This is a genomic window from Streptomyces longispororuber, from assembly GCF_024448165.1.
GTDB lineage: Bacteria > Actinomycetota > Actinomycetes > Streptomycetales > Streptomycetaceae > Streptomyces > Streptomyces longispororuber_A.
The window spans coordinates 1-24,427 of sequence record NZ_JAMOLN010000167.1 but is presented as its reverse complement, the minus strand read 5'-3'; the positions used below and the strand labels follow the sequence as shown (position 1 = coordinate 24,427).

25 protein-coding genes are annotated in these 24,427 nt (G+C 69.3%); 9 read left to right on the top strand and 16 right to left on the bottom strand.

The window, feature by feature from the left end; translation table 11 throughout:
• Window positions 1-131: 131 nt before the first annotated feature.
• Window positions 132-1,091, top strand: coding sequence for a hypothetical protein (locus tag M4J07_RS35170; protein WP_255978840.1), 960 nt, complete (start codon window positions 132-134; stop codon window positions 1,089-1,091).
• A gap of 56 nt (window positions 1,092-1,147) precedes the next feature.
• On the opposite strand, the gene M4J07_RS35165 is transcribed toward M4J07_RS35170, so the two are convergent.
• A complete protein-coding gene (locus M4J07_RS35165; RefSeq protein WP_255978839.1) occupies window positions 1,148-1,654 on the bottom strand; it encodes a hypothetical protein in 507 nt (168 codons plus the stop codon).
• Between the two features lie 21 nt (window positions 1,655-1,675).
• Here M4J07_RS35165 and M4J07_RS35160 point away from each other — a divergent pair, with 21 nt between their 5' ends.
• Window positions 1,676-2,560 carry an aminoglycoside phosphotransferase family protein gene (locus M4J07_RS35160; protein ID WP_374215140.1) on the top strand — a complete coding sequence of 295 codons (885 nt, stop codon included), beginning with the start codon at window positions 1,676-1,678 and terminating at the stop codon, window positions 2,558-2,560.
• 105 nt (window positions 2,561-2,665) lie between these two features.
• Here the strand turns inward: M4J07_RS35160 and M4J07_RS35155 are convergent, their stop codons facing one another.
• From M4J07_RS35155 to M4J07_RS35145, 3 genes are read right to left on the bottom strand one after another with little or no spacing between them, the layout of a single operon-like run.
• Window positions 2,666-3,238, bottom strand: coding sequence for a hypothetical protein (locus M4J07_RS35155; protein WP_255978838.1), 573 nt, complete (start codon window positions 3,236-3,238; stop codon window positions 2,666-2,668).
• 57 nt (window positions 3,239-3,295) lie between these two features.
• Entirely contained in the window at window positions 3,296-3,673 is a 378-nt protein-coding gene (locus M4J07_RS35150; protein ID WP_255978837.1) for a VOC family protein, read from the bottom strand.
• 32 nt (window positions 3,674-3,705) lie between these two features.
• Window positions 3,706-4,479, bottom strand: coding sequence for an SDR family oxidoreductase (locus M4J07_RS35145; RefSeq protein ID WP_255978836.1), 774 nt, complete (start codon window positions 4,477-4,479; stop codon window positions 3,706-3,708).
• Between the two features lie 81 nt (window positions 4,480-4,560).
• Here M4J07_RS35145 and M4J07_RS35140 point away from each other — a divergent pair, with 81 nt between their 5' ends.
• Window positions 4,561-5,139 carry a TetR/AcrR family transcriptional regulator gene (locus M4J07_RS35140; protein WP_255978835.1) on the top strand — a complete coding sequence of 193 codons (579 nt, stop codon included), beginning with the start codon at window positions 4,561-4,563 and terminating at the stop codon, window positions 5,137-5,139.
• A gap of 143 nt (window positions 5,140-5,282) precedes the next feature.
• On the opposite strand, the gene M4J07_RS35135 is transcribed toward M4J07_RS35140, so the two are convergent.
• Complete coding sequence (locus tag M4J07_RS35135) at window positions 5,283-5,963, bottom strand: response regulator transcription factor (RefSeq protein ID WP_255978834.1); 681 nt, start codon at window positions 5,961-5,963, stop codon at window positions 5,283-5,285.
• A gap of 271 nt (window positions 5,964-6,234) precedes the next feature.
• Here M4J07_RS35135 and M4J07_RS35130 point away from each other — a divergent pair, with 271 nt between their 5' ends.
• Entirely contained in the window at window positions 6,235-6,417 is a 183-nt protein-coding gene (locus tag M4J07_RS35130) for a hypothetical protein (protein ID WP_255978832.1), read from the top strand.
• A 101-nt stretch (window positions 6,418-6,518) separates the two neighbouring features.
• Here the strand turns inward: M4J07_RS35130 and M4J07_RS35125 are convergent, their stop codons facing one another.
• From M4J07_RS35125 to M4J07_RS35100, 6 genes are all read right to left on the bottom strand, one after another.
• Window positions 6,519-8,138 carry a heparinase II/III domain-containing protein gene (locus tag M4J07_RS35125; protein WP_255978830.1) on the bottom strand — a complete coding sequence of 540 codons (1,620 nt, stop codon included), beginning with the start codon at window positions 8,136-8,138 and terminating at the stop codon, window positions 6,519-6,521.
• Between the two features lie 61 nt (window positions 8,139-8,199).
• On the bottom strand, window positions 8,200-9,018 hold the full coding sequence (locus M4J07_RS35120; protein ID WP_255978828.1) for a hypothetical protein: 819 nt from the start codon (window positions 9,016-9,018) through the stop codon (window positions 8,200-8,202).
• 10 nt (window positions 9,019-9,028) lie between these two features.
• On the bottom strand, window positions 9,029-9,946 hold the full coding sequence (locus tag M4J07_RS35115) for a carbohydrate ABC transporter permease (protein ID WP_255978826.1): 918 nt from the start codon (window positions 9,944-9,946) through the stop codon (window positions 9,029-9,031).
• Window positions 9,943-10,887: a carbohydrate ABC transporter permease gene (locus M4J07_RS35110; protein WP_255978824.1), complete on the bottom strand. Its 945-nt coding sequence runs from the start codon at window positions 10,885-10,887 to the stop codon at window positions 9,943-9,945. The genes M4J07_RS35115 and M4J07_RS35110 overlap by 4 nt, the downstream gene beginning before the upstream one ends.
• Window positions 10,884-12,152, bottom strand: coding sequence for an extracellular solute-binding protein (locus M4J07_RS35105; RefSeq protein ID WP_255978822.1), 1,269 nt, complete (start codon window positions 12,150-12,152; stop codon window positions 10,884-10,886). The genes M4J07_RS35110 and M4J07_RS35105 overlap by 4 nt, the downstream gene beginning before the upstream one ends.
• 93 nt (window positions 12,153-12,245) lie before the next feature.
• Window positions 12,246-13,265 carry a hydroxyacid dehydrogenase gene (locus tag M4J07_RS35100; RefSeq protein ID WP_255978820.1) on the bottom strand — a complete coding sequence of 340 codons (1,020 nt, stop codon included), beginning with the start codon at window positions 13,263-13,265 and terminating at the stop codon, window positions 12,246-12,248.
• 199 nt (window positions 13,266-13,464) lie between these two features.
• On the opposite strand from M4J07_RS35100, the gene M4J07_RS35095 reads away from it, so the two are divergent.
• The gene (locus M4J07_RS35095) at window positions 13,465-14,625 is read left to right on the top strand and encodes a substrate-binding domain-containing protein (protein ID WP_255978818.1); all 1,161 of its coding nucleotides are present in this window, start codon (window positions 13,465-13,467) and stop codon (window positions 14,623-14,625) included.
• 4 nt (window positions 14,626-14,629) lie between these two features.
• Here M4J07_RS35095 and M4J07_RS35090 read toward each other — a convergent pair whose 3' ends face one another.
• From M4J07_RS35090 to M4J07_RS35075, 4 genes are all read right to left on the bottom strand, one after another.
• Window positions 14,630-17,596: a GH59 galactosidase gene (locus M4J07_RS35090; RefSeq protein ID WP_255978816.1), complete on the bottom strand. Its 2,967-nt coding sequence runs from the start codon at window positions 17,594-17,596 to the stop codon at window positions 14,630-14,632.
• A gap of 403 nt (window positions 17,597-17,999) precedes the next feature.
• On the bottom strand, window positions 18,000-18,431 hold the full coding sequence (locus tag M4J07_RS35085; RefSeq protein WP_255978814.1) for a hypothetical protein: 432 nt from the start codon (window positions 18,429-18,431) through the stop codon (window positions 18,000-18,002).
• A 127-nt stretch (window positions 18,432-18,558) separates the two neighbouring features.
• Window positions 18,559-19,077 (bottom strand): proline dehydrogenase, encoded by a 519-nt coding sequence (locus M4J07_RS35080; protein ID WP_255978812.1) that lies wholly within the window; start codon window positions 19,075-19,077, stop codon window positions 18,559-18,561.
• Window positions 19,078-19,457: 380 nt separating this feature from the next.
• Entirely contained in the window at window positions 19,458-20,081 is a 624-nt protein-coding gene (locus M4J07_RS35075; RefSeq protein WP_255978843.1) for a DUF2625 family protein, read from the bottom strand.
• On the opposite strand from M4J07_RS35075, the gene M4J07_RS35070 reads away from it, so the two are divergent.
• The 3 genes from M4J07_RS35070 to M4J07_RS35060 are packed head-to-tail and all read left to right on the top strand — an operon-like array spanning window position 20,080 to window position 22,488.
• Complete coding sequence (locus M4J07_RS35070) at window positions 20,080-20,619, top strand: hypothetical protein (RefSeq protein ID WP_255978810.1); 540 nt, start codon at window positions 20,080-20,082, stop codon at window positions 20,617-20,619. The two genes, M4J07_RS35075 and M4J07_RS35070, sit on opposite strands and share 2 nt — an antisense overlap.
• Window positions 20,616-21,830: a sensor histidine kinase gene (locus M4J07_RS35065; RefSeq protein WP_374215139.1), complete on the top strand. Its 1,215-nt coding sequence runs from the start codon at window positions 20,616-20,618 to the stop codon at window positions 21,828-21,830. The genes M4J07_RS35070 and M4J07_RS35065 overlap by 4 nt, the downstream gene beginning before the upstream one ends.
• Window positions 21,823-22,488, top strand: coding sequence for a response regulator (locus tag M4J07_RS35060; protein ID WP_255978808.1), 666 nt, complete (start codon window positions 21,823-21,825; stop codon window positions 22,486-22,488). Before M4J07_RS35065 ends, M4J07_RS35060 begins: the two co-directional genes overlap by 8 nt.
• A gap of 68 nt (window positions 22,489-22,556) precedes the next feature.
• On the opposite strand, the gene M4J07_RS35055 is transcribed toward M4J07_RS35060, so the two are convergent.
• On the bottom strand, window positions 22,557-23,477 hold the full coding sequence (locus M4J07_RS35055) for an NADP-dependent oxidoreductase (protein WP_255978806.1): 921 nt from the start codon (window positions 23,475-23,477) through the stop codon (window positions 22,557-22,559).
• Between the two features lie 213 nt (window positions 23,478-23,690).
• Here M4J07_RS35055 and M4J07_RS35050 point away from each other — a divergent pair.
• Window positions 23,691-24,427 (top strand): ArsR/SmtB family transcription factor (locus M4J07_RS35050; protein ID WP_255978841.1); only part of this gene is annotated, 737 nt, incomplete at its 3' end.

The following is a 24,427-nucleotide window of genomic DNA, read 5'->3' as shown; positions in this document are numbered from 1 at the left end:
CGCCTGCCGAACTGCAACGTAGCCGCCACCACTGACAAGGGCTCTGCCGGGTCGGGCAACAGCACGCTCTTGATCACTGGTCGTTAGACTCCCGGCGTCCGGATGGTGCCGGTGGACCGGAGGGCCTGACCATGGGCGATGACCGCTGGGCCGGGTGGCCCGAGGCGTGGGCAGGTACGGATGTCGACATGCGGACGGTCGTGGGCGCGATTCCGCGGGAAGTCAAAGACCGATTCCAGTACGACAGAATCCCCTGGCAGCGGTTTCCGCACTGCTACGGCCCGGGCGAGGAGATTCCCGTTCGCCTGACGACGCTCGCCTCCGGAGATACCAAAGCCGCCGACCGGGCCTTGGGGGAACTGTGGGAGAACCTCCACCATCAAGGCAGCACGGTCGCGGTGGGAGCACTGGCTGTCCCGTTCCTGGTCCGCATTGCCACTTCCGGGATTCCCGGCCTCCGGGCGGACACTCTTCGTCTGGTCGCGGAGATCGGACGCTGCCAGCACTTCGGGGATGGAACACGCGAAGGCCTGCTCCAGGTCTCCGAGGATCCGCTCGAGGTGGAGGGCACCACGATGTGTCCGATGGACTGGACGATCCAGGCTGCTCGCGACGCCGTCACCGACGACCTGGATCTTCTGTTCCCCCTTCTCTCCGACCCGGATGCCGAAGTCCGCTCGGCGACCGCCTTCGTCCTGGCCGTGGCGACCGGCCGGATGCCGCGCACCGGCTCAACTCTGCACCGCAGGCTGGCCGTGGAAGACGATCCGGTGGTCCGTGTGAGCTTGATCCTGGCGATCGCCCAGCTGGCACGCGAGCACCAGGATGAACACGCTCCGGGGTGGGCCCGGGAGTTGTGGTCGGATCTCGAACGATCGCCCGAGATCCGCATCGGCGCCGCACTCGCCTGGTTGTGCCTGGTCGACGACCCAGTCCCCGACGAGCTGGGAGCCCTCCTGACCGACCCGAGCACCGGCCAATGCAACGACCTGTTCCAGCAGGTGCCGTGGCTCCCACCGGTCGACTCCCACGACGGACTTCGCCGCTGCGTCCACGACATGCTCACACCGGACGTCCCTTGGCCCCTCTGACACGGCGTTTGCGGTCAGGCCGTCGGCGATGGCCACGCAAAGGCGGAGTCCGCTCCTCAGCCGGGACTGGCGCCCACCCTGATCTCACCGGCGAGGTGGTCGAGGAACGCGGGGCAGTCGTAAGCAGCCATCTCCTCCGGCTCCAGCTCGTACTCCAGGGTGAGGTACGCCCGCCCCTCCTCCGAGAGCAGGGCGACGCCGATCTCGACCACGTGCTCGGGGTCGTCGAGATCGTCGGGGTGGGAGTCTGGGCCGTCGGCGCACGTGCAGGGGGCCGGAGCAAGGGCTGCGCTCAGCGCGTTCGCGGCCTCGGCGTACGCCGTGGGGACACCCGTCTCGGCGAGGCGGTAACCGACGTACCAGCAGGTGGCGAAGAGAAGGATGGCGTGGCCGGTCCGTTCCTTCACCCCTTGGTCGCCTGGGGCGGACCGCGAGAAGGCGTCCTTCGCGGCGTCGACCAGGACCGTGAGGGCCAGTTCAGGATCCACGTACGGGTAGTCGCTGACGATCCCGGAGAGATCGCCGATCAAGTCGCTGTGGTCGGCGGGGATCTCAGGCGTCACAGCGGCAGTACTGGACTCAGGATTCACATCAGTCACGTCTGTACCGGACGATCAAGGGCCTTCCACGGTTCCCTGCCGCGGCGGCTGACCATCGGCACGCGAGGCGGAGGAACCCGTGATCTGGTGCTGAGGACCTTCGTCGACGTGGAGCATGCCGAGGACTGGCTGAGCCGGGAGGCCGACGCCCTGCTCCTGCTCACGGGGACCGGTGTGCCGGCGCCCACGCTCGTCGCGGTCGATCCGACCGCAGCGCATTGCGAGTATCCGTCACTCCTGATGACACATGTGGCGGGTCGAACGGTCCTCGATGATGAGGGGTTGGAGGCGCGCGTCCCTCTGTTGGCCCGTCAACTCGTCGCTATCCACGCGTTGCGGCCCGCCCAACGGCCCCGGGAGTACGTGGCGTTGACGACCGCCGACACCGTCGTGACTCCGAAGAGCGCCGACGCGGCGGCATGGACCGCGGCGATCGACGTGATCCGCAAGCCGGCGCCGCCCTATGCGGGGCGGTTCCTGCACCGGGACTTCCAACCCGGCAGCGTGCTGTTCGACGTACCGCCCGGGCAGCCGGCAGACGCCCGCATCACAGGGGTCGTCGACTGGGCAGCGACCTCCTGGGGGCCGGCGGACCTCGATGTCGCGCACTGCTCGACCGTTCTCGCCCTCCTGCACGGCCCGGCCTGGGGTCTCCGCTTCCCTGAGGCGTATGAGGAAGCCGGTGGAGTGCTGGCCGCGACCGCGAACGAGCGGCTGTACTGGCTGGTGCGAGACGGACTGGCAAGCTCGGAGGAAGTGCAGCAGGTGACGCAGCCCTGGCGTGAGGCGGGGAGGCCGGAGCTGACGGCACGTACCGTGGAGGAGCGGCTTGATGCCTATGTCACCGCACTGATGGACGCGCTGGGCTGATTCGACAGACCATCAAGGGAGGGCGCGGGGCAGGGAACGCCGGAGCCTCGCACCCCGAGTACGGAACGGCCAGCACACAGCCGACAACCCGCGCCGCAAGCAACGTCAGCGAGCGACGACACCCAGGTCCTCATCGCACAGCCCGGTTCGACAGCACACCGGCAACCAATCGGCCGCGATCTCGCGAACCCGCTGCAGACGGGCCCTGTCAGGCTCCACCACCGTGAGGATCTCGAACGCGGCGCCCACAGCCCCGAGGGACCGGTTCGACATCACCTCTTCATAGAGCAGCCACAGCCCGTGCAGGGCCAGGCTCCTGCACATCTCCGGAAGGTCGTGGCCCCGTCGGGCCGACTCCGTATCCGTGCCCTCGCCCGCCACCACGTACTGCAGCTGGTCGAGGAACCACTCCCGGGCAGTTGGTGCAACATCGTCCGCGAGGGCTGCCAGCGCGACGGATGCCACTGCCGGCGCCGGCTCCCACAGAACCACCGGAGACCAGACGTGCTCTTCGAGGCTTACGTGGCTCGCTTCCTGCCGGACTCCCCCGGCTTCCTCCCGGGCTCCCCAGCCCGCGACCTGCAGCAGATCCCGGGCCAGGTGTTCAGCCGAGGCGCCGCACCCGCACAGCATGCTCTTCCAGTCATGCCGGGCAATCTCCATCTCTACAAGTCGCATAGCTCCCACACCCTAAACGGGCGTCGGGGTCAGCCCTCACGTGGATACGACGCTCGTTCAGGCTGCGCGAAGGCAGAAGGGATGCCCGGCGGGGCTGGCGTAGACGCGGCTGCCGGTGTGGCCGTCCGGCGTGTTCTCCTCCGTTGGCCGCAGGCGGATGGCGCCCGCCTCGGTGGCCGTGCGGTCGGCGGTCGCGAGGTCCTCGACGCCGAAGTCGAGGTGGATCTGCTGGGAGGTGCCGTCGGGCCAGCTCGGGGCGACGTGTCCGGGGGCTGCCTGCACGACGACCACCGGCAGGCCGGCAGCCTGGATGAAGTGGTGTGTGGGCGTGTGGTGGACGGAGCCGCCGAGCAGACGGTGCCAGAAGGCGCCTTCTGTCTCGATGTCGGCAGCGTCGATGATCACTGACGTGAGGGTGATGGGGGTGATGGGCATGTCGGGATCCTGTTCTTCGCGCTGGTCGGGCTTCAGACGGTGGGGAGGATGCCGCCGTCGACGCGGAACTGGGCGCCTGTGAGCCATTTCGCTCGGTCGGAGGCCAGGAAGGCGATCATCTCGGCGACGTCCTCGGGGTCCCCGGGGCGGCCCAGGGGGACCTTCAGATGGTCCACGATCTGTTGAGTGATCTCGTCGGTGGTCAGGCCCTGCTCCTCGGCCATGTGGCGAAGATGGGCGGTCGCGCCGTCGGTGACGACGAAGCCGGGAAGGACGCAGACCACGCGCACTCCGTGCTCGCCGACTTCGGTGGCCAATTCGCGGCTGTAGGTGTTGAGCGCGGCTTTGGCGGCGGCGTACGACGCCTCGGTGCGCTGGGGCAGCCGGCTGGCGATCGACGAGACGTGCACGACGACGCCGGAGCCGCGCTCGACCATTCCCGGCACCAGGGCCCGGTCGAGGCGCACCGCACTGAGGAGGTTCATCTCGAGGTCCGCCTGCCAGGACGCGTCCGAGCGGTTCAGGGTCGGCGCCGGCGCGCTCGCCGCACCGGCGTTGTTCACCAGGACGTCCACGCCGCCTACGTGCTCGACGACGCGGCGGCCGAGATCGGCCACGCCCTGCTCCGTGGACAGGTCGGCCGCGAGGAACGTGGCGCCGCTGTCCGTCGCGGGCCGGGTGCGGGAGGCCGTCAGCACGGTGGCGCCGGCGGAGACGAACCGGCGCACGGTCGCCTCGCCCAGCCCGCGGCTGCCGCCGGTGACCAGCACGCGTAGTCCGTCCAAGCTCTTGTCGGTGGTCGTCACTGGAGATCCCTTCAGTAAAATGAACCGGACTCCGGAAACGGTACACCTAAGCTGAACCAGACTCACCTTATGGAGGTTTCCTTGACGGCATCACGCCCTCTGCGCGCCGACGCGCGGCGCAACCGCGACGCACTGCTGGCCGCGGCCCGCGAGGCGTTCCTCGACGGTGACACCGACGCACACGTCGAGGACATCGCCCGCAGCGCCGGGGTGGCCGTCGGAACGCTCTACCGCCACTTCGAGACCCGCGAGGCACTGATCGAGGAGGTCTACCGCAAAGAGGTCGACGAGCTGGTCGCCGCAGCCGACGACCTGCTGGCGCAGTGCGCTCCGGAGGAGGCGCTGCGTCGCTTCCTGCTGCTGCTCGTGGATCACGCCGCCGTGGGCAAGGGCATGTCCGTGGCCCTGGAGAGCATCATGGCGAGCGACTCACAGGTCTTTGACGACGCCCGCACCCGCATGAGCAACGCCCTCACCCGGCTCATCGACGCCGGCAGCGCGGCAGGTACCATCCGCGGCGACATCACCGGACCCACCCTGCTGCGAGCTCTTGGCGGCATCTGCGCCTTGCGCGTGCACGAGGGGTGGCTGGACGAGGCCCGGACCATCACCCGCCTTCTCCTCGACGGCCTGCGCCATGGCGCTTCGCGCGCGACCTGAGCCTGAGCGGCGGCATCGTTTCGAGGGGCCGCGCAGACGTCGCCATCAACCACGGACGCATGCTGAAGCATCAGGGAGCGGCACCTGTGGCTCCCGTAGCCTCAGCGGCTCCGATGCCATCCTGATCATTGAACGAATGCCCGCTATGGCACGACGAGGCGATAGCCGACGCCTCTCACCGATCTGATCAGCGCAGGTGCACCCAGCTTGGACCTTAGGGACGCAATGTGCGTCCCTAAGGTGTTGCCGGACTCCGCCCCATTGGTGCGCCACACATCGATCATGATCCGTTCGCGGGTGACAACCTCTCCCTGGTGCTTGGCGAGCTGGACGAGAAGGTCGAACTCCTTTGGCGTCAGCTGGACGAAGGAGTTGTTGATCGTGACCTGACGGGACGGCAGATCGATGATGAGCGGACCACGGTAAAGGACCGTCTGAGCAGCTCCGTCCGTGCGCCGGGCCGCGGTGCGCCGGGTGACCGCGTTGATGCGCGCGATCAGCTCACTGGCGTCGTACGGCTTCACCACGTAGTCGGCAGCGCCGAGATTGAGGCCGTGGATGCGGGCCCGGACGCCCGAACGGCCCGTGACGATGATGAACGGCATGCTGGTGCGCTTACGGATCTCGCCACAGATCTCCAGGTCCGCCGCGTCAGGAAGCACGGGCTCGACAAGGATCAGATCGAAGCCCGGCTCCTCCGTGGTCAGCGCCTCGAGAGCTTCGCGACAGCTGCGAGCGTGGACGACTTCGAAGCTGTGGCGCACTAGGAACAACGAGATGACGCCAGCCTCATGGTCGTCGTCCTCGACAAGCAGCAACCTCAAGCCGGCCCCCTTGATCGACGCAGGACTCAGGACTCCCCGCACGGGCCTGTACCCCACCGTCAGCGGGATCGGCCCGCACCAGTCAAACACCCCTCCACCCCGAACACGTTCCGTAGTCGGTTGCGACCGGATCGTTATCCTCAATTTCCCTTAAGAATCGATGACACCGACCTGCGCCGTGTCCTGTACTCAACTCAGCGTCGCGAATGGCGTTTTGGGATCCCAACCCGCATCAAATCACTGCAAACGATCGTGGAAGGAGTGGCTCGGCATGAACTTCAACGAGTCCGGATCCCAGACACCAGGAAGGTTCCGCACGCGAGTCAGGGCCGCCGCCCGATGGTTGCACCGTCGTCGGCACATTGCCGCGCTCGACGCGCTGCGCGGCGCTTCGTACTCGGCGGGGACGAGCGTGGTCGCAGTGATCGTCTGGTGGGTCGAGAGCCGTCACTGACCTGGCTACCGCGGTCGTGGGCCTGCTGCCGTCGAGCAGGCCCACGGTCTACTGCCACGACGACCGGAGGCAGCACCATCGAGCGCACCATGACTTGCGCATCACCCCACACCCCCCACCTCGAAGCGGAACGCCAGCCGCGTCCGCCGCTCGGTCAACTCGGTGCGGATGCGCAGGAGATGGGCCGTGTCGGGTTTGCCGTCGTGGTCCGTGGTGTGCACCGTCTCGACCTCGACGTGCATGGTGCAGTCGTCCGGCAACCGCAGGCGCAGACGGGCCTGCGTCCCTCGTCCCGTCCAGACGATGCCGTCCGGTCGGACCTCCGGTCGCAGTCGGCTGACGAACACCTCGTCCAGGGGCATGGACCGGTCCGCCTCCACCTCGTCCACGAGGAGCAGCTCGCCAGCCCCGCGGCGCCAATCAAAGGTGCGCTGCAGTGACTTCAGGCCGTCCACCGCGTAGGCCCCTGCGATGTCGACGGAGAAGGAGAGTCCGTCGTCGGCCAGTTGGCAGGCGCGCACCCGTGCCGCGTGCGCGCGCCCGGCGGACTGTTCGCGGCCGTCGACGCGGGGGACGGAGTGGGCGCGGGACGCGGCGTGCAGGAAGTCGTAGCGGGTGGCGTCGTCGAAGTAGCCCTTGCGGTACTCGCCGGCGCCCAGGTCGGCGAGGAGTACCTCGCCCCTTGCGGCGAGGACGAACTGGCCGAGGTCGTTGTGGTTGTGGGGTTCCGCGTTGTGGCCGCCCTTGGCCGCGAAGGCCGCGTCGGGGCCGCGGTCGACGACCCAGGCGAGGTCGGGAAGGCAGGTGGCACCGACGTCGTGCGGAGGCGCTACGGGCTCGGGGTCGTCGGCTGCCCAGCGCAGGGTTCTGGAGAGGTCCGCCCAGTCTCGGGACAGGTCCCAGTCGATCGCCTCGGACGGGACATGAGCGTCCAGGCGCCGGGGCAGTCGGTGGGCGAGTCCGGCCGGAACACGGGTCCGCTCCCCCGCGTCCGAGAATGCCGGGAAGAGGCCACCACCCAGATGCACCGCCGCTGGGAACCCCGCGACGGCCCGTGCCGTGGGGTGGGAAAGGAGGTCCTCGCCGGTGAACTCCCTCAAGCCTTCGGCGAAGTAGACGAAGTGCGCGAACCCGAAGACCCAGTAGTCGACCCCCTCCGCGCAACCGCCGTCCTCGCCGAAGCCGCCGAGGTAGGTCAGCTGCGCGGCGCGGCAGCGGTCGATGACCCGCGTCAGGCGCGGTCCCGGTTTCCACAGGGCCAGTGCCGCCAGACCCGTGGAACCACCGCACACTGCCGCCCAGTTGTGGTCCCAGCCCTCCCACAGGAGCGGCCGGTCATCGTCCGCGAGGAGGGACAGGACCCGGTGGTCCACCTGGGCGCGCACGCGCGCGGCGACCCGGGCATCGAGCCGGTCGCCGCACACCCGCACGGTCTCCGCGAGGAGCTGCGCGGTGAGCGCGGCGAACAGGTCGAGGCACTGGTCCATACCTCGGCCGAAGTGCGTCGCGTGCATCTCGTGGGCGGGCAGCGCCCAGGTGTACTCGTCGCAGACGGACCACAACGCGTCCGCCAGGGCGTCCAGTCGAGCGTCCTGGTCGATCACGGCCTCGGCCGCCAGGGCGGTCACGTGCGCGCGGCGCCGGAAGTACAGGTCCTCGTACGCCAGCCGGTCGCCGTCGTCCTCGAAGCGGCGGTACGCCGAGAACGACAGCTCCGGCATGGGCGTGCTGCGCGCGGCATCGGCCGCATCGCGGACCCGGTCCCGCAAGTCCGCCAACTGGTCAGTGCTTTGCGAGCGTTGACCGTTCTTCACTGGCGGCATCGGCTCCCCCTTCCCGTGCGGCAGGCGCGACAGGTGCGCCAGGCCCTACATGATCGACCGCCACACCCCGATCCGTGAAGTCCGCCATGACCTGACAGTTGCGGCCCACGACGAACAGCACGCACCCGGGCAGCACCGCCAGACCCATCAGCGGGGCCTGGTTGACCAGGAGCAGGGCCACCGCCGCGAGAACCAGGTTCATGAGCGTGAGCAGCGGGTGCCGGAGGGCGGCGTACGGGGCCAGCAGGAAGAGCCGCCGTCCGGCCGTCCCACCTGCGGCCACATGGGCGAGCGCCACCGGCCAGGCGACGGTCGCCACCAGCGCGACCATCACCGCCATCGGGACAACTGCCGCTCCCAGCGCGGAGGTTCGTAGCGTCACGACGTCCGCCACGGCCGCGACGACCAGCAGTACGAACGGCGCCGAGACCAGCACCGCTCGCCGGAACAGCCGTCGGTAGGCGGTGACGAAGACCCGTACGGGAGCCTGCTCCTCCGAGGCCCCGGACGCCGCAGCCGCCTCGCCCGTCGCGACCGTCGCGCCGAGATACGCGAACGCGGCGGCGAGCGACGGACCCGGCAGCACCAGCAGGAGCACCCCGAAGAACACCGGGTGCCGCCAGGGCTGGTGGCTCATCTGCAGCGCGAGCAGCAGTGGCAGGTTCGCCACCGCGATCCCGAGGTTCACGACCAGGACCCGGTGGACGTGGGACCAGATCAGTTCCCATGAGCCATAGGCCACGTTGAGCCGCGGTCGTCGCGCGGCCCCGTCCGACATCGCCATCCCCTCAGCCCTTCACGCCGGTGGTCGCGATGCCACGCACGAAGTAGCGCTGCCCGAGCAGGAACACCGCGAGGACCGGCACCACGGAGAGCACCGAACCCGTCATGATCATCGCCGACTCGGCGTCGTACTGGCCGATGAAGGCGCGCAGCCCCAACTGCACGGTCCACAGGCGGTTGTCCGTGAGGTAGATGAACGGGCCCATGTAGTCGTTCCAGGTGTTCACGAACGTCAGGAGCGCGAGGCTGGCGAGGGCCGGCTTGGACAGCGGGAGCACGATCCGTGCCCAGATGCCGTACTCCGTCAGGCCGTCGAGGCGGGCGGCCTCGCTGATCTCGTCCGGGATCGTCAGGTAGAACTGCCGCATCAGGAAGACGCCGAACGCGCCGAAGGCCTGCAGCAGGATCAGTGACGTGTAGGAGTTGACCAGGCCGAGCTTCTGCATGATCACGTACTGCGGCACCATGTACGCCTGCCACGGCACCGCGATCGTGGCGATGTAGCCGGTGAACAGCAGGTCCCGGCCCGGGAAGCGCATCTTCGCGAAGCCGTACGCCGCGAAGCTGCCCGTGAGGACCTGGAGGAACGTGATGACGACGCTCAGGAAGAACGAGTTGCCCAGGTAGGCGCCGAACGGGACCCGCGTCCAGATGTCGCTGAAGTTGCTCCACTTGAACTCTTCGGGGATCCACTGGATCGGCACCGTGAACACGTCGCGGTCGTCCTTGACCGACGAGATCAGCATCCAGATGAACGGCAGCAGGACCCCGAGCGCGACCACGGTGAGCAGCACGTACAGGGCGATCCGCCCGGCCACCGCCACCGCACCGGTGCCGGGGCGGTGGCGGTTCGGGTCCTGAGCATCGGCGGGAGCCGGGCCCGTGGTCACGTCGGCGTCCTTGCGCAGCACGGTGGTGTTCATCGCTCGCTCCTTCGCTGCATCTGGAACTGGATCACGGTGATCACGAGGCAGATCAGGAAGAGCGCGAGGGACACCGCCGACGCGTAGCCGAAGCGGCCCTGCGTGATGCCCTCGCGGAAGATCAGCTGGGACAGGACGAGGGTGGACCGGCCCGGCCCGCCCTCGGTCATGACCTGCACGAGGTCGAAGACCTTGAAGCTGGAGACCGTGATCATGACGGTGACGAAGAAGGTCGTGGGCCGCAGGCCCGGCAGCGTGACGTGCCAGAACCGCTGCCAGGGACCTGCGCCGTCCATGCGCGCCGCCTCGTACAGCTCGGCCGGGACCGTCTGCAGACCGGCGAGGAACAGGACCATGTAGTAGCCCATGTCCCGCCACACGCTCGCGATGATCAGCGCGGGCATGGCCCAGTCCTGGTCGCTGGTCCAGCCCGGCGGGTTGTCGATGCCGATGAAGGTGAGGAACTGGTTGACCGGCCCGGACTCGGGGCTCAGCAGCATGTTCCAGACCACTGCGACGGCGACGAGCGAGGTGATGTACGGGAAGAAGAACGCGGTGCGCAGGACGCGCACGCCGCGCAGCTTCTGGTTGAGCAGTACGGCGAGGCCGAGCGAGACCGCGAGGGTGAGCGGGATGTGCCCGGCCGCGTAGTAGAAGGTGTTCTGCAGCGCGGCCCAGAAGTTCGAGTCGTTCCACAGCCGCTCGAAGTTGTCCAGGCCGATCCACTTCGGGGTCGAATACGAGTCCCACTGGGTGAAGGACATCGCGAGGGCGCCGATCACCGGGACGAGGGTGAGGGCGGCGAACCCCAGGAAGTTGGGGAGGATGAACGACCAGCCGAGGAGGGTGGTGCGGCGCCGCCGGCGCTTCGCGGCGGCCTGGTGGGCCGCGGAAGCGCCGGAGGGCACGTGCTTCGGGGTGGGCGGGGCGACGGCACTCACTGGACTTCGTCCTTCACACGGCTGTCCATCTCCTTGATGCCCGCGTCGACCGACTTCTCCCCGCTCATGATCATCTCGTGCTCCTCCTTGAGGATCTGGTCGACGTCGGAGGACTTGTCGCTGACCGGCATCTCCAGCTGCACCGTGGAGGGCTGCATCGCCGTGCGGGACAGGGCGTCGGTCGGCATGCCGTCGACGGAGAAGAACGTGTCGAGGATCTTGTCGCTGGTGTAGGCGGGCGTGACGCCTATCTTCGCGACGGCGGCGGCGCCCTCGGGGCCCGAGGCCCAGGTGACGAACTTCTTGGCTGCGTCGGCGTTCTTGGCCTTCTTGTTGACGGCGAACGCGGTCGGCGAGCCGAAGGTGACCGTCTTGCCGTCGTTCTTGACCTGCGGCATCGGCGCCATGCCCCACTTGACGTCGTTCTTGCCCTGCTTCGCCTCGGCGAGCAGCGCCGCCGCCCACCAGGAACCCATCGGGACCATCGCGGCCTTGCCGGTGGTCAGCTGGGAGTCGTACGTGATCTGGTTGCTGGAGGCGGTGGCGAACGGCAGGGTCGCCTTCGCCTTCTGCAGGCCGAGCGCCATCTCGTACTGGTCCTTGAAGAAGGCGTAGTCGCCGCCGAGCTGGTCGCCGCCGGTCTGCGCGGAGGAGATCGCCTGGACGACGGAGCGCCAGGTGTGCAGGTAGGTGCCGTAGACCTTGTCCGAGCCGGAGCCCTTGGTGAACCGCTTGGCCAGCTTCGCGTAGTCGCCCCAGGTCAACTTGGACATGTCCGTCTTGCCGACCATGTCCTTGTTGTAGAAGAGGACCCAGAAGTCGGAGCGGTAGGGCAGCGCGTAGTACTTGCCCTGGAGGTCGTAGTCGCTGAGACCGGAGTAGGAGGCCTTGTCCAGCTTGGACGCCACGTCGGTCAGCGGCAGGAGCTGGCCGCGGGTCGCGTAGCGGGAGTAGTCCGTGACGTTCTTCATCGTCAGGACGTCGGTGGTGTCACCGCCCGCCAGCATCGTGGTGATCTTGTCCGGGTAGTTGTCGGCGAGGATGTCGACCGGCTGGACGTCGATCGACGGGTTCTCCGCCTCGAAGCCGTCGATGAGGGCCTTGAACTCGGGCGTGGTCTTGTAGTTCCACAGCGCGATCTTGACGACGGTCTTGCCGTCGGACGACGAGGTGCTGTCCGTGCCACTGGCGTCGCAGGCGGTGGCGGTGAGGGTCGCGGCGACGACCAGCGGCGCGACGCGGGCGAGGTTCTTCTTCAACTTCATCTCGGCGGCTCTCCTTTGAGTCACGGGTGGAGCGGTCGGGGACGGTGCGGATCTACGGCTTCGGAACGTGTACGGGTACGGGTACGGGTGATGTCAGGCGCTCAGGCCCAGGGCCCAGCTCTCCGCGGTGATCTCGGCCTGCAGCGGGCGGCGGTCGACCCAGCGCGCGAGTTCGTCGAGGACGTGGTCGGTGAGCCGGCCGATCTCGGTGCCCAGGGAGCCGGCGATGTGCGGCGTGATCATCACGCGGGCGAGGCTGCGCAGCGGCGAGTCGGCGGGGAGCGGCTCGGGGTCGGTGACGTCGAGGATCGCGAAGAGGCGGCGGTCGGCACACTCGGCGGCCAGCGCCTCGGCGTCGACCAGGGAGCCGCGCGCGGTGTTGATGACGGTCGCGAAGTCCGGCAGCCTGCGCAGTTGTGCGGCGCCGATGAGGTGGTGTGTCTCGGGTGTCTCGGGGGCGTGCACCGACAGGACGTGCACCCGCGGCAGCATCTCCTCGAGCGGTACGAGGGTCGCGCCGGCCCGGGCCACCTCGTCCGGGTCCGCGTACGGGTCGGCGACCAGGACGGTGGTGCCGCGCAGCACCTTGAGCAGCTCGACGACCTGCCGCCCGATCCGGGAGAAGCCGACGACGCCCACGGTCCGGCGGAAGTTGGACAGGTCGCCGTAGCCGTTCACCGAGCCCCAGCCGCCGTACGCCCGCTGCTCGTCGGCGGCGAGGAACGGGGCCTTCTTCCCCGCGAAGATGATCGCCGCGAGGGTGTACTCGGCGACGGGGACGGCGTTGGCGTCGGCGGCGCTGGTGACGCGGATCCCGCGCCGCCACACCTCTTGGCCGACGAGGTCGCGGACGCTGCCGGCACCGTGCAGCACGGCCCGCAGGCGGGGTGCCGCGGCGAGCCGCTGCGGGGTGAGTGCGGGGGCGCCCCACGACGTGAGGAGAACCTCCGCGCGGGCCAGGCGTTCACGCGCCGGCGCGCTGTCCAGGTCGTCGGTCCAGCACGGCTCGTCCAGGGTCACGAGGTCGGCGAGGCGCCGCAGCCGGTCCTGGTCGAAGTGGGCTTCGAAGCTGGACCTGCTCATCACGACCAGAGCGCGGGCCTTGGTCTGCATGTGGTGCGGGCTCCTCTGCCTCTGGGCTCCCGCTCGAACAGCAGGTGCCATTGATGTTTCCGGCGAGTTCCAGCCAGAAGACGCTGAGTCAGAGATAGTGGTCGTCCGCACAGAGTCACCAGAGCTCGACCAGGTACGAAGCAACCTGAACAGATTCGAACATCGCGCCGGGCCCAGCACCGGACGGGAGGGACACGCCATGACGGGAGCCGGAGGAGCCGACCAGCTGTTCGCGCTGCAACGCCGCGAACGCCTCATGGACCAGCTGCGCCTGCACGGAGCCGTTCGCGTCCGCGATCTCGCCGTCGAACTGTCGGTGAGCGAGCTGACGATCCGCCGCGACATCGCGGCCCTCGCCGATCGTGGCCTGCTCACCCGGGTGCACGGTGGCGCGACGCTGCCCTCGCCGCTGGAGCACGAGCCGGTGCGCAGACGGCGGCTCGCGACGCCCGCGTTCACGATCGGGATGGTGGTGCCTTCGCTGGACTTCTACTGGCCGCACATCGTCAGTGGCGTCCGCAACGCCGCGGCGGCGCACGGTGTCAACGTCCAGCTGCGGGGTTCCAGTTACGACCAGGCCGAGGACCGCAGGCAGATCGTCCGGCTGACCGAATCGGGCCAGGTGCAAGGGCTGCTGCTCGCACCCAATCTGGAGGGCCCCGGTATGCACGAGATGCTCGACTGGATCGGCAAGCTGCCGGTCCCCGTCGTCTTCGTGGAGCGCCAGACACCCGACTGGACCCCGACCCCGCACCAGCTGGAGTGGGTCCGCAGCGACCACGCGACCGGCCTGGAGATGGCGGTCCGGCATCTGCACACACTCGGCCACCGCAACATCGGCCTGGTGCTGTCCAAGGGCAGCCCCACCTCGGCGCACCTCGCCGTCGGCTGGCACCGCGCGTGTGCCGCGCTCGGCCTGTCCGACGCCTTCCTGATACGTGAGAGCGTCGCGCTCGACGTCCCGGGACACCGCCGGATCATCGGCGACATCCTCGAAGGATGTCACCGCTCCGGCATCACCGCGCTCATCGTACACAGCGACCCGGACGCCCTGTCGATCGTCCAGTACCTCACCGAACAGGGCATCCGGGTCCCCGACGACATGGCGCTCGTCAGTTACGACGACGAGGTCGCGCACCTCGCCGATCCCGCCATCACGGCCGTGCGGCCTCCCAAGGCGCTGGTCGGCCGCACGGCTGTGGAGATGATGCTCGCGCGGCTCCTCGAAGGCAGCCGCAGGCCCGCCCAACGGGCCCTGATCCTCCCGGAGCTGGTGATCCGTTCGTCGTCGCTCCGGGCCGCGCCGCAGACACCGTCCGCGCCGCCCGTGCCGTCGGCCCGGCGCCGCGAATCGCTCTGAGCGTCTACTGGTCCGTGGGCTCCAGCCGGCCGTACGCTGCCCGCAGCCGCTCCGCGATCTGCTCGGCGCCGACGGTGTCGAGCCCCTTGCGCCCGCCCACCGCGGCCTTCGCGGCCTGCAGGTTGTCCGCGAACACGGCCCACGAGGCGCTGGTGTAGTCCCCTCGCTCGGGCGATCCGACGTCCGCGAGGGCGCCGCGTATCGCCGAGGTGTCCACGGCGCCCCGCACCGCACCGGACGCCGTCTGCAGGGCGTCGACGACGAGCTTCCCGGACTTCAGCACGAACCGCGCCTCGTGCTTGCCGTCCGGCAGGCCGCGCAGCGCGTACGTCGCAAGGCGCTTGTCGGTGGCGGAGGTCTTCGCGTCCCGCGCGACCAGCCGGCCGTCGACGTACACGTCGACCACGGCGCTGCCGTCGTTGCCCCCGATGACGTCGACGCCCGTCCCGCGGAACGGGACGGTGAAGGAGGCACCTGCCGCGGTGCTCGTCGACGTGGACCGGTACCAGTCCATGGCGTCACCGAGGGACGCCTTACGGCTCCAACTCCCCTCGTACGACACCGACTTGTCCATGTTGTCGAGCTGCTCGGTGCCGTACGGCGCGTACCCGTCGACCGTCTCGACCTTCAGGTTGTCGAAGCCGGTCCTGTGGAAGTCGCTGCCGAGCTTGACGCGGCCCTCGCGCTCCGGGGTCGGGTCGTCGTACGTGGAGACGGCCTTGCCGTCGACGAACGCCGTGACGCGCGCCCCCTTCGCCTCGACGGCGAGCCGGTAGCGGTCGGCCGCCGCGACCTCGCCCTGGCCGATCACCGTGCCGTACTCGTAGAACGTCCAGGCGCCGTCGGCCCCGATCCGCAGGTTGTACGCGGCGTCGCTGATCGCCATGCCCTTCTGCTGCCGCACGCCGAGCGCAGCGAGGCCGCCGTCGGTGTCCGGGAACGAGACGTCGACGGACGCCTTGTAGTTCTCCCAGCGGAAGTCGCCCACGGTGGTGTTGGGGGTGTTCTTGTTCCAGGCGGCGGTGTCCTTCATGGACTGGTCCATGTACTGGTACAGCGTCCCGTCGTCGCCCACTTCCCAGGCGCCGGTCTGGTCGACCATGTAGCGGGGCTGATGGCCGCGCGAGGCGAGATACGGCTGGTAGGTCTTCCCGACCCGGACCTTGCCCTCCTCGCCGTACGCGAAGTCGTCCGCGTACAGGTACCGGTCGCCGGTGTCGCCGCGGCCGCCGCTCTTGTCGGTGTCCAGGACGGAGCGCGTCCCGGACGAGGGCAGTCGCCGGGCCGTCGCGTCGTCGGCGCTCGCGTCGAGGGTCGTGAGGGTGGTGATGGAGCGCGGCTTCACGGTGTACGCGTAGTACCCGTCGCCGTCGGGCCGGATCTCGTCGACGAGGTGCTTGAAGTCGGCGTCGTAGCGCTGCCCGGGGTCGGCCGCGCGCGTCTCCCACACCTCCATCGTCGGATCGCTGCCGAGCCGCAGGTTCTCGGCCTTGATCCGATAGGTCTTCGCCTGATCGCTGTCGTTGACGACGACGGTCGAGAAGTCCTTCTTGGCCGGGTCGGCGAGCGTCATGTAGCTCGGGGCGCCGTTCGACCCGTCCAGGTTCTCGGTACCGCTGACCCCGCTGTAACTGGCTTCGGGAACGGTCCGCCAGATCCCCGCGGTGTTGGTGTCGTTCTCCCAGCCGGTCTTCGCGAACTGGGTGAACTGCTGCATCACATAGATCGCCGCGTCGTAGTGCAGATACCCCGACCAGGGATCGCGCGCGCTCACCAGTTCCTTGTGGCTGTACTGAGCGCCTTCGTAGAACGACCCGATGGCCGGCTGGAAGATGTAGTGCGTGCGCTTCGAGTTCGCGTAGCCCTTCACCATGCGGTTCGCGACGTCGAGGGCGCTCTGCACGCCGCCGATCCCGGTACTGGCGCCGCCCGGCCCCTCGTTGTTGTTCACCCGGTAGTCGGTGAACCCGAAGGACCCGGTCCCCTCGCTGTACCAGACCTCCTTGTCCTGCCCGTACGCGTTGTCGCCGGTCGCCAGCTTCGTGTACGGGAGGTTGGTGGCGCTGTCGGCGGCGCCGTCGTGCCGGTCCTCCGTCGTGTAGTGGTAGCCGGTCGCGTCGACGATCCCGAAGAGATCGGCGTCGCTGAGCATCGCGGGACCCATGTTGAGGGTGTTGTTCTCGTCCGAGGCGACGATCTTGATCCGGTGGTAGGCCGCGGCGACCTTCGCCCGGTCCTTCGCCGCGATCCCGTATCGCGCGTCAGCGAAGTCCGTGTCGCTCACGACGGCGTTCTTGTACCACTTGATGAACGAGATGTCGGGCGACCGGGTCTCGTTCTTGTCCGGGTTCACGTAGTCGACCATGTACCCGTACTTCTCGTACACGTCGAGAACGGTCTCCTTGTACCACCGGTACATCTCGTCGGTGCCGGTCCCCTTGTTCCACTCCTGCTGGACCCACTGGGGCATCTCCCAGCGCAGGATCGAGACCTTGAGCCCCGGGTTGACCGTCTTGGCGTCGGCGGCCAGCTGGAACCCGGGGGAACGCGCGGCGTCGGCCAGCTCGTCCGCCGTACGCATGGTGGCCGGATCGGCGCCGGTCGAGGTGTTGGTGTCCGACCCCATCTCGACCTTGACGTGATTGATCAGGGGATGCGTGCCACCGAACATCGTCCTGATGAACTGCCAGTAGCGTTCGGGGTGTTCGGCCTTGTAGTCCATCAGCAGATTGCTCGTGCTGTTGCAGCTGAGCACGCCGAGGCCCTTGTACGTCAGCCCGTTGACGTTGTCGGCCCGCACGTCGTTGCCGTCGACCACCACCTCGACGGGCCCGTCCGCGGCATGACCGGGCGGCGCGGCGAGCAGTCCCGCCCCCAGCGTCACCGCGGCGGCAGCGGCGAGCGCGGCCCATCGCGGTCTTCCCTGAGCGCGCGTCTTCTTCGGCGTGCGCGTGTTCGTCTCTGAATGCATGGGACATGACACAACGTGCCCGTTCAGACCCTCTACGGATCGCCCTGACCTGAACGCACTCGCTCTGACTCGAACATCGGGGGCGCGGACATCGGCGCGCCGAGCGGCCCGGGGCGCCCACGACGCGCTCGGCACCCAGGACTGCCTGCCCGGGAGTCAGATACTTCCGGGCAGGCAGCCGGGTTGGCGTGAGGGTCAGTTCCAGAAGCCGTGGTGGACTTCGCGCGAAGACGGGATCACCGACGACCGCAACCTCGCCCACTTGCTCCGGGAACGGCTCGGCGCACTGGAAGAAGCCGCCCGGCCGGGCAAGATCGCCTTCGGCCTGAGCGAACCCGTCCCCACTTCCACAGACCTGGCACGCGCCCTCAACGAAGCCCGGCACGCCGCGCGCCTCGCCGAGCTACGGCCTCAACGCCTCGCCCTCGTCACCGCCCGCGGCCTCTCCCACGCCGGCGACCGCGTCGACCTCTACCTCGCCTGCGCCCTCGTCGACGACCGGTCCGCAGAGGAGCTCGGCAGGTCGGTACGGCCCGGTGCGCCCGTTCGTAGGGTTCTCGGGCCTCCTTGCCGCCCACTGGATGACCGACCGGCCCCGACCCGGACCGACGGTCCCCGCGCGGCGGCGACTTGGCGAGGTGGCGGCGACCGTCTCGGCGATCGCGGCCGTACTCGGTGTCGTGGTCGGCTTCCTCGGCCTGCCCGCGGTGCTGCGGTCGCCGACCTCGAAGCAACCGACGGTCGTCACCGTCACCGTGACCGCCACTCCCGAGGAGGAGGCGAGCGCAGCCTCCACTCCGCCGGACGACGACCCGTCCGACTCGGGGTCACCCACCGGCAAACCCGGCTCGACAGAGACGGCCGAGTTCGACCTCGACGCTTCCCCACTCCGTCATCGAAGTCATGAACCTCGACCAGGAACGCGACCCCACCCTGCCAGATCTCTCCGACGCCGCTCAGACTCAATCTCCGCCGTTGATGGTGTCGCGGGCGGCCCGGCGGAAGTCCTGGACGGTTTGGTAGAGGAGGTGTTCTCGCTGCGCCGCCACAGCGAGATCCTCGGCCCTGCGGGCCGTCTCACCGGCGTGGGCGTCATCGACCATCCGTCGCATGACCTCCGCCAGTTCGCGGGAGTTCCGGGTCACGCGATCGGCAACGGCAGCGAGCGAGCCCGGCCCCTCAAGGATGACCACCTCCAAGGCCCGGTGCACTTCACGGGCGAGGTCGACGAAGCGGCGTACTCCGTCATCGACCTCGGAAAGTGTCGGCTCGTCGGCACGCAGCGCGGCGAGGATGTCGTCCATGGCGATGTCTCGGTCGTGGAGGGCGCTGAGGTAGCCGGCGCACGCGTCGCGGCGCTGCTGACGACGCCACTGCCTGTGTTGTGCCTGCGCCTGTGAGCGGCCGCTGATGAACGCGGCGCCCAACGTCGCGAGAGAGCCGACGGCAGCGCCCAGTACAGCTGCGAGACCTGCATCCATCCCGTCAGTCTGCCGTGGCTGGAGTTCGTACGGGAGCTCAGGGCACTTCAATGACCGGCGATCGTGCGATGGGAAGAACTGTGCCCGATCGAGGGCCAGTTGTCCTGGGCAGCCCCGCCGTGGACACAGGGAAGCGGCCCCGTCGCCTGTAAGAGTGAACGGAGGCCGAGCCGTGAATGGACCTCACCACGTTGGGGACCCGAACCCTGCCGAGGGGCTCATCCCGAACAGGCGCCCCACGCCTGGGGCTCCCGGCCGCCGCACCCGCGGGCGAGTGTCTCCTGTCCAGTGGACGCCCGTAGGGTGTCGGCGCACTCAGAAGCACGACCCGGCGAAACCATCTCCGTGGGTAAGAAGAGCGCTCACTGCGGGGTCCTGCTTCAGGCGGCTCCCAGGAATCCTGGATCCGGCAGCTCCATCTGCCGGCAGAAGTCCTGGTTCATCGTGAGGATCTCGGTCATCGGCGCCGGTGCCCGGCTGGTCGCCGCCAGATCCTCCTGCGCTTCCTTCGACCAGAGGAAGGGCTGGACCGTGATCCCCTGAGCCACCGTGAGGTTGGCGGTCTCCTCCTCCCAGCCGGGCCAGCGGAGCCCTGCGTAGAACTGTGCCAGCCGGTCGGAGAGGGCCCAGGTCAGCCAGGCGCCATAGCCCACGGTCATGGCTTCCCATTCAAGGGAGTCCGGAGCGAAGTACGTCATCTGCCCGGGCAGTCCGGGCCTCCCGGCGGCCGCCGGATCGTGACCGTTGAGTGCGAACACTCCACCGAGCACGTCCTGCCCGACCACCAGACCGGCCGTCGGGCGCCACTCAGGATCAACACGGCCCGGAAACTGGTTCACGGCAGCGAGACCCGGAAGGGCCCCCTGCGGACTCGGTGAGGGGGATGCACCGCTGCGAAGGCCGTCGGGCAGACCCGGCTGGACCCGACTGCGGCGCCATCTCCACCTTGGGTTCCACCCATGGGTCCAGGTGCGGAAGGCCCTGTCGCAGCAGTCTTGAGGCATGACAACGACCGAGTGGATCACCGACATCGCCCTCCTCCTCGTCGTCTTCCGGCAGCTGCGGGAAGGACGCCTGGATCTGAAGACCTTCCTCATCCCGCTGGGGATCGTGGCCTTCGTGGCCTGGTCCTATCTGGACACCATCCCCACCGGGGGCAACGACCTGGTGCTGATCGGCACTCTGGTGGCCGTGGGAGCCGCGCTCGGCATCGCCGGCGGCGTCTACACCAGGATCCGGACCTCGGGCGAACACCTCCTGATCAAGGCCGGCGCCGTCTCGGCCACCCTGTGGGTGCTCGGCATGGGTGCCCGGATGGCCTTCCAGCTGTGGACCCAGCACGGCGGTGGCGACACCGTGGCGCGCTTCAGCATCACCCACCACATCACCAGCGACCAGGCCTGGGTCGCGGCGTTCGTCCTGATGGCACTGACCGAGGTCGTCACACGGCTGGCCACGATCTACCTCCGCAGCCTCCGCGTACCCACCGCGCCGGTGGCCGTGGCGACCGTGCCGGTGGCCGACCCCGCCGTGCGACCGTGAGCTATCGTCTGGCCGTGGCAGCCACCGAGACTCCTTCGCCGTCCGGGCCGGCCCCCTCCTCGGGGACCGGCCCGCGGCCGCTTCCCGGCCGGGAACCCTGGCTGCAGTGGGTGCTGAACATCGGCGTCGTCGTCGCCGGCGCCCTGACCATCCGGCCCATGGGACTCGACGGCCGCGGCCTCGCGGTCCTGGTCCTCTTCGTGATCAACAGCGTGGCGCTCCTCGCCCGTGCCCTGCCCGAGGCCAAGGTCCCGCCGCGGGTCGCCGTGATCTGGCTGACCGGCGGCATCATCGCGGCGGCCGCCCTGATCGGCGTCAGCCGCAGCGGTTCGAGCTACATGTTCGCGTTCTTCCTCGCCGGACACATCGGCTACCGGCTGCCCACCAGGACGGCTCTCACCCTGGCGGGACTGTGCAGTGTGCTGTGCGGCGCCGTCCTGTACTTCCGTCTCGGCCCCGGCCACGACGCGCTGCCGTGGGCGCTCGGTCTCGCCACCGGCGTCCCGGTCCTCGTCGGGATCATCAACCGCAGCAGTCAGCGCGCCGTCCAGGCGGTGATCGCGGCCGCCGAGTCCGCCGAGCGGGCGGCCCGTGCCGAGGCCCAGGCCGCCGTGCTCACCGAGCGCAGCCGGATCGCCCGCGACGTGCACGACGTCCTCGCCCATTCGCTGGCCGGGATCAACATGCAGCTGGAACTGGCCGACGCGCTGCTCGACACGGGTGACCTGGACAAGGTCCGGGAGGCCAACGACAAGGCGCACAGCATGGTCAAGGAGAGCCTCAAGCAGGCCCAGTGGACCGTGCACGCCCTGCGCGAGGACTCCCTGCCGCTGGTGGAGAGCCTGGCCGCGATGACCGAGTCGTCCGGTCACCGCGAGGCGCTCACCGTCACCGGGACCGTCCGCCAGGTGTCGGCCCGGGCGACCCAGAACCTGCTGCGGATCGCGCAGGAATCCCTGACGAACGCGGGCCGGCACGCGCCCGGCGCGACGGTGGCGGTGGAGCTGGCGTTCGCCCCCGCGTCGACCACGTTGCGGATCCGCAACGGCCCGGCCACCCGTGCCGTCACCGCGGGCGTCGGCAGCGGCATGGGTCTGATCGGAATGCGCGAGCGCGCGGCCCTTCTGGGTGGCACGATCACCGCGGGCCCGGTCACCGAAGGACCGGAGCAGGGCGGCTGGCAGGTGGAGGCAGTGATCCCCGATGAGTGAACAGGGCGAGAAGGTGCAGCAGTTGAGGGTGGTCGTCGCCGACGACCAGGCCGCGGTCAGGGAGCCGCTCGCCGCGGTGCTCGGGCTGGCCGAGGACATCGAGGTCGTCGCGGCGGCCGCGGACGGCACCGAGGTGCTGGCCGCCGTCTCCGGTGCCGCGGTGGACGTAGTTCTGATGGACCTGCGCATGCCGGTCATGGACGGGATCGAGGCGACGCGCCGGCTCAGTGAGGAGCACCCCGAGGTGGCCGTGGTGGTGCTGACCACGTTCGCCGACGACGAGTCGATCCTGGCCGCGCTCGGGGCCGGGGCCCGCGGCTATCTGACCAAGAACGCCGGACGCCAGGACATCGTCCGCGCCCTGCGCGCGGCGGCCGCGGGCCAGTCGGTGCTCGACCGTGAGGTCCAGGACCGGCTGCTGGCCACCGTCCGCACCAAGCCGCAGGCGTCGGGGACGTCGCTGCCCCAGGACATCACGCCGCGCGAGCGCGAGGTGCTCGGTCTGATCGGTCAGGGCCTGCCGAACCGGGCCATCGCCGAGCAGCTGTTCATCAGCGAGGCCACGGTCAAGACGCACATCAACAACCTGTTCGCCAAGGCGGGCATCCGCGACCGGGCCGACGCCGTGCGCAGGGCGATCGCGGCGGGCCTCGCCTGACCTCGGCGGAACCTGCGCCCCCGGCCGCGTACAGCTCACCGGGAACGATCCCCGCCCCGCTCGCCGGCTCAGTCCTCGGTGACGCGGATGATCGTCTTGCCGGGAGTCCGCTTGGCCGGGGTGAAGGCGGCGATCGCTTCGTCGAGCGGTCGCACGTCGCCGACGATCGGCTTGAGGCGGCCGTCCCGTACCCGCTGGGCGAGGTCGCTCAGGCGGGCGCGGTCGGGTTCGACCACGAAGAAGACAGCGCGTCCGTCGCGGGGATGGACGCTGACGGGCTCGGCGATGGTGACCAGGGTGCCGCCGGGACGGACCAGGGCCGTGGAGCGTTCGAGGATCTCGCCGCCGATCACGTCGAACACCACGTCGACGTCGCCGACGTCCTCCAGCTTCTCGGCCTGGAGGTCGACGAAGGCGTGGGCGCCGAGCCCGAGTGCCCTGTCGCGGTCGTCGGCGCGTCCGGTGCCGATCACGTGCGCGCCGGCCGCGCCGGCCAGTTGCACGGCGATCGAGCCGACGCCACCCGCGGCGCCGTGGATGAGGACGCTCTGTCCGGTCCGGAGGTCGGCGTGGTCGAACAGGGCCTGCCAGGCGGTGAGTCCGGAGATCGGCAGTGCGGCGGCCGTGACGTGGTCGACGTCGGCGGGGAGCGGCGCGAGGTTGCGGGCCTCGACCGCGGTGTACTGGGCCAGGGTGCCGTTGCGGGCCCAGTCGGTCAGGCCGTAGACGCGCTGCCCGATGGTGAGGCCGGTGGTGCCGTAACCGAGTTCGACGACGACGCCGGACAGCTCGTGACCGGGCACGCTCGGGGTGCGGTCGCGGCCGGCCCGGTCGGTCCAGGTGCCGGGCCAGTCGAGCTCGCCCGGTGTGAAGCCGGCGGCGTGGACCTTCACGATGACGTCGTTCTCCGCGGCGTGCGGATGGGGCAGCTCGGCGAGGGTGAGGCCGCCTGCCCCGGCCGCGCGGTCCTGGACGGTGATGGCTTGCATGAGGGTGCCTCCGAGGTGCGGGAGGTGAACGCCGACGTGCGGCGCCACCATGGTCACTTCGACTCTAGGATCCAGGCAGCCCAATGATGTGGGCCATTCTTTCCCGTTTCGAGTGGGCCATTTGACCCGACCGTCCGCGCCCGGCCATCTCGCTCTTGCGATAGGCAGGTAAATACCTGCATAATGATGAGCGTGAGCCTAGAAGCGACAGCGATCGACTCGGTGTTCAAGGCGCTGGCCGACCCCACGCGGCGGCTCCTGCTCGATCGACTGCGCGCGCACAACGGGCAGACGCTGCGCGAACTGTGCGAGCGCCTCGACATGGCCCGCCAGTCGGCGACCCAGCACCTGGACGTTCTCGTGCGAGCCAACCTCGTCACCGTCGTACGGCGCGGCCGGGAGCGCCTGCACTACCTCAACCCGGCCCCGATCCACGAGATCGAGGAGCGCTGGATCTCCGGGTTCGACAGGCCCCGACTGCAAGTGATCAGTGCCATCAAGCACCAGGCAGAGGAGTACGCCATGACCGACGCACCCACTTCAGTACCGAACTACGTCTACGTCACCTACATCCGCGCCAGCGCGGAGCAGGTGTGGCAGGCCCTGACCGACGCCGACCTCACGACGCGCTACTGGGGACACGCCAACGTCTCCGACTGGCAGGCGGGCTCGGCCTGGGAGCACCGTCGGGTCGACGGCTCGGACAAGGTCGACGTGTTCGGCAAGGTCCTGGAGACCGAGCCCCCGACCCGGCTGGTCATCACGTTCGACGACGCACCCGACGCCGAGTCGCCGCGGGAGCCCTCGGTCGTCACGTTCCTCGTCGAACCGCATCAGGACATCGTCCGCCTCACCGTGACCCACGAGAACCTCCCCAACCAGGAGATGCTGGCCGGAATCTCGTCGGGCTGGCCGGCCGTGCTGGCCAACCTCAAGTCGATGCTGGAGAC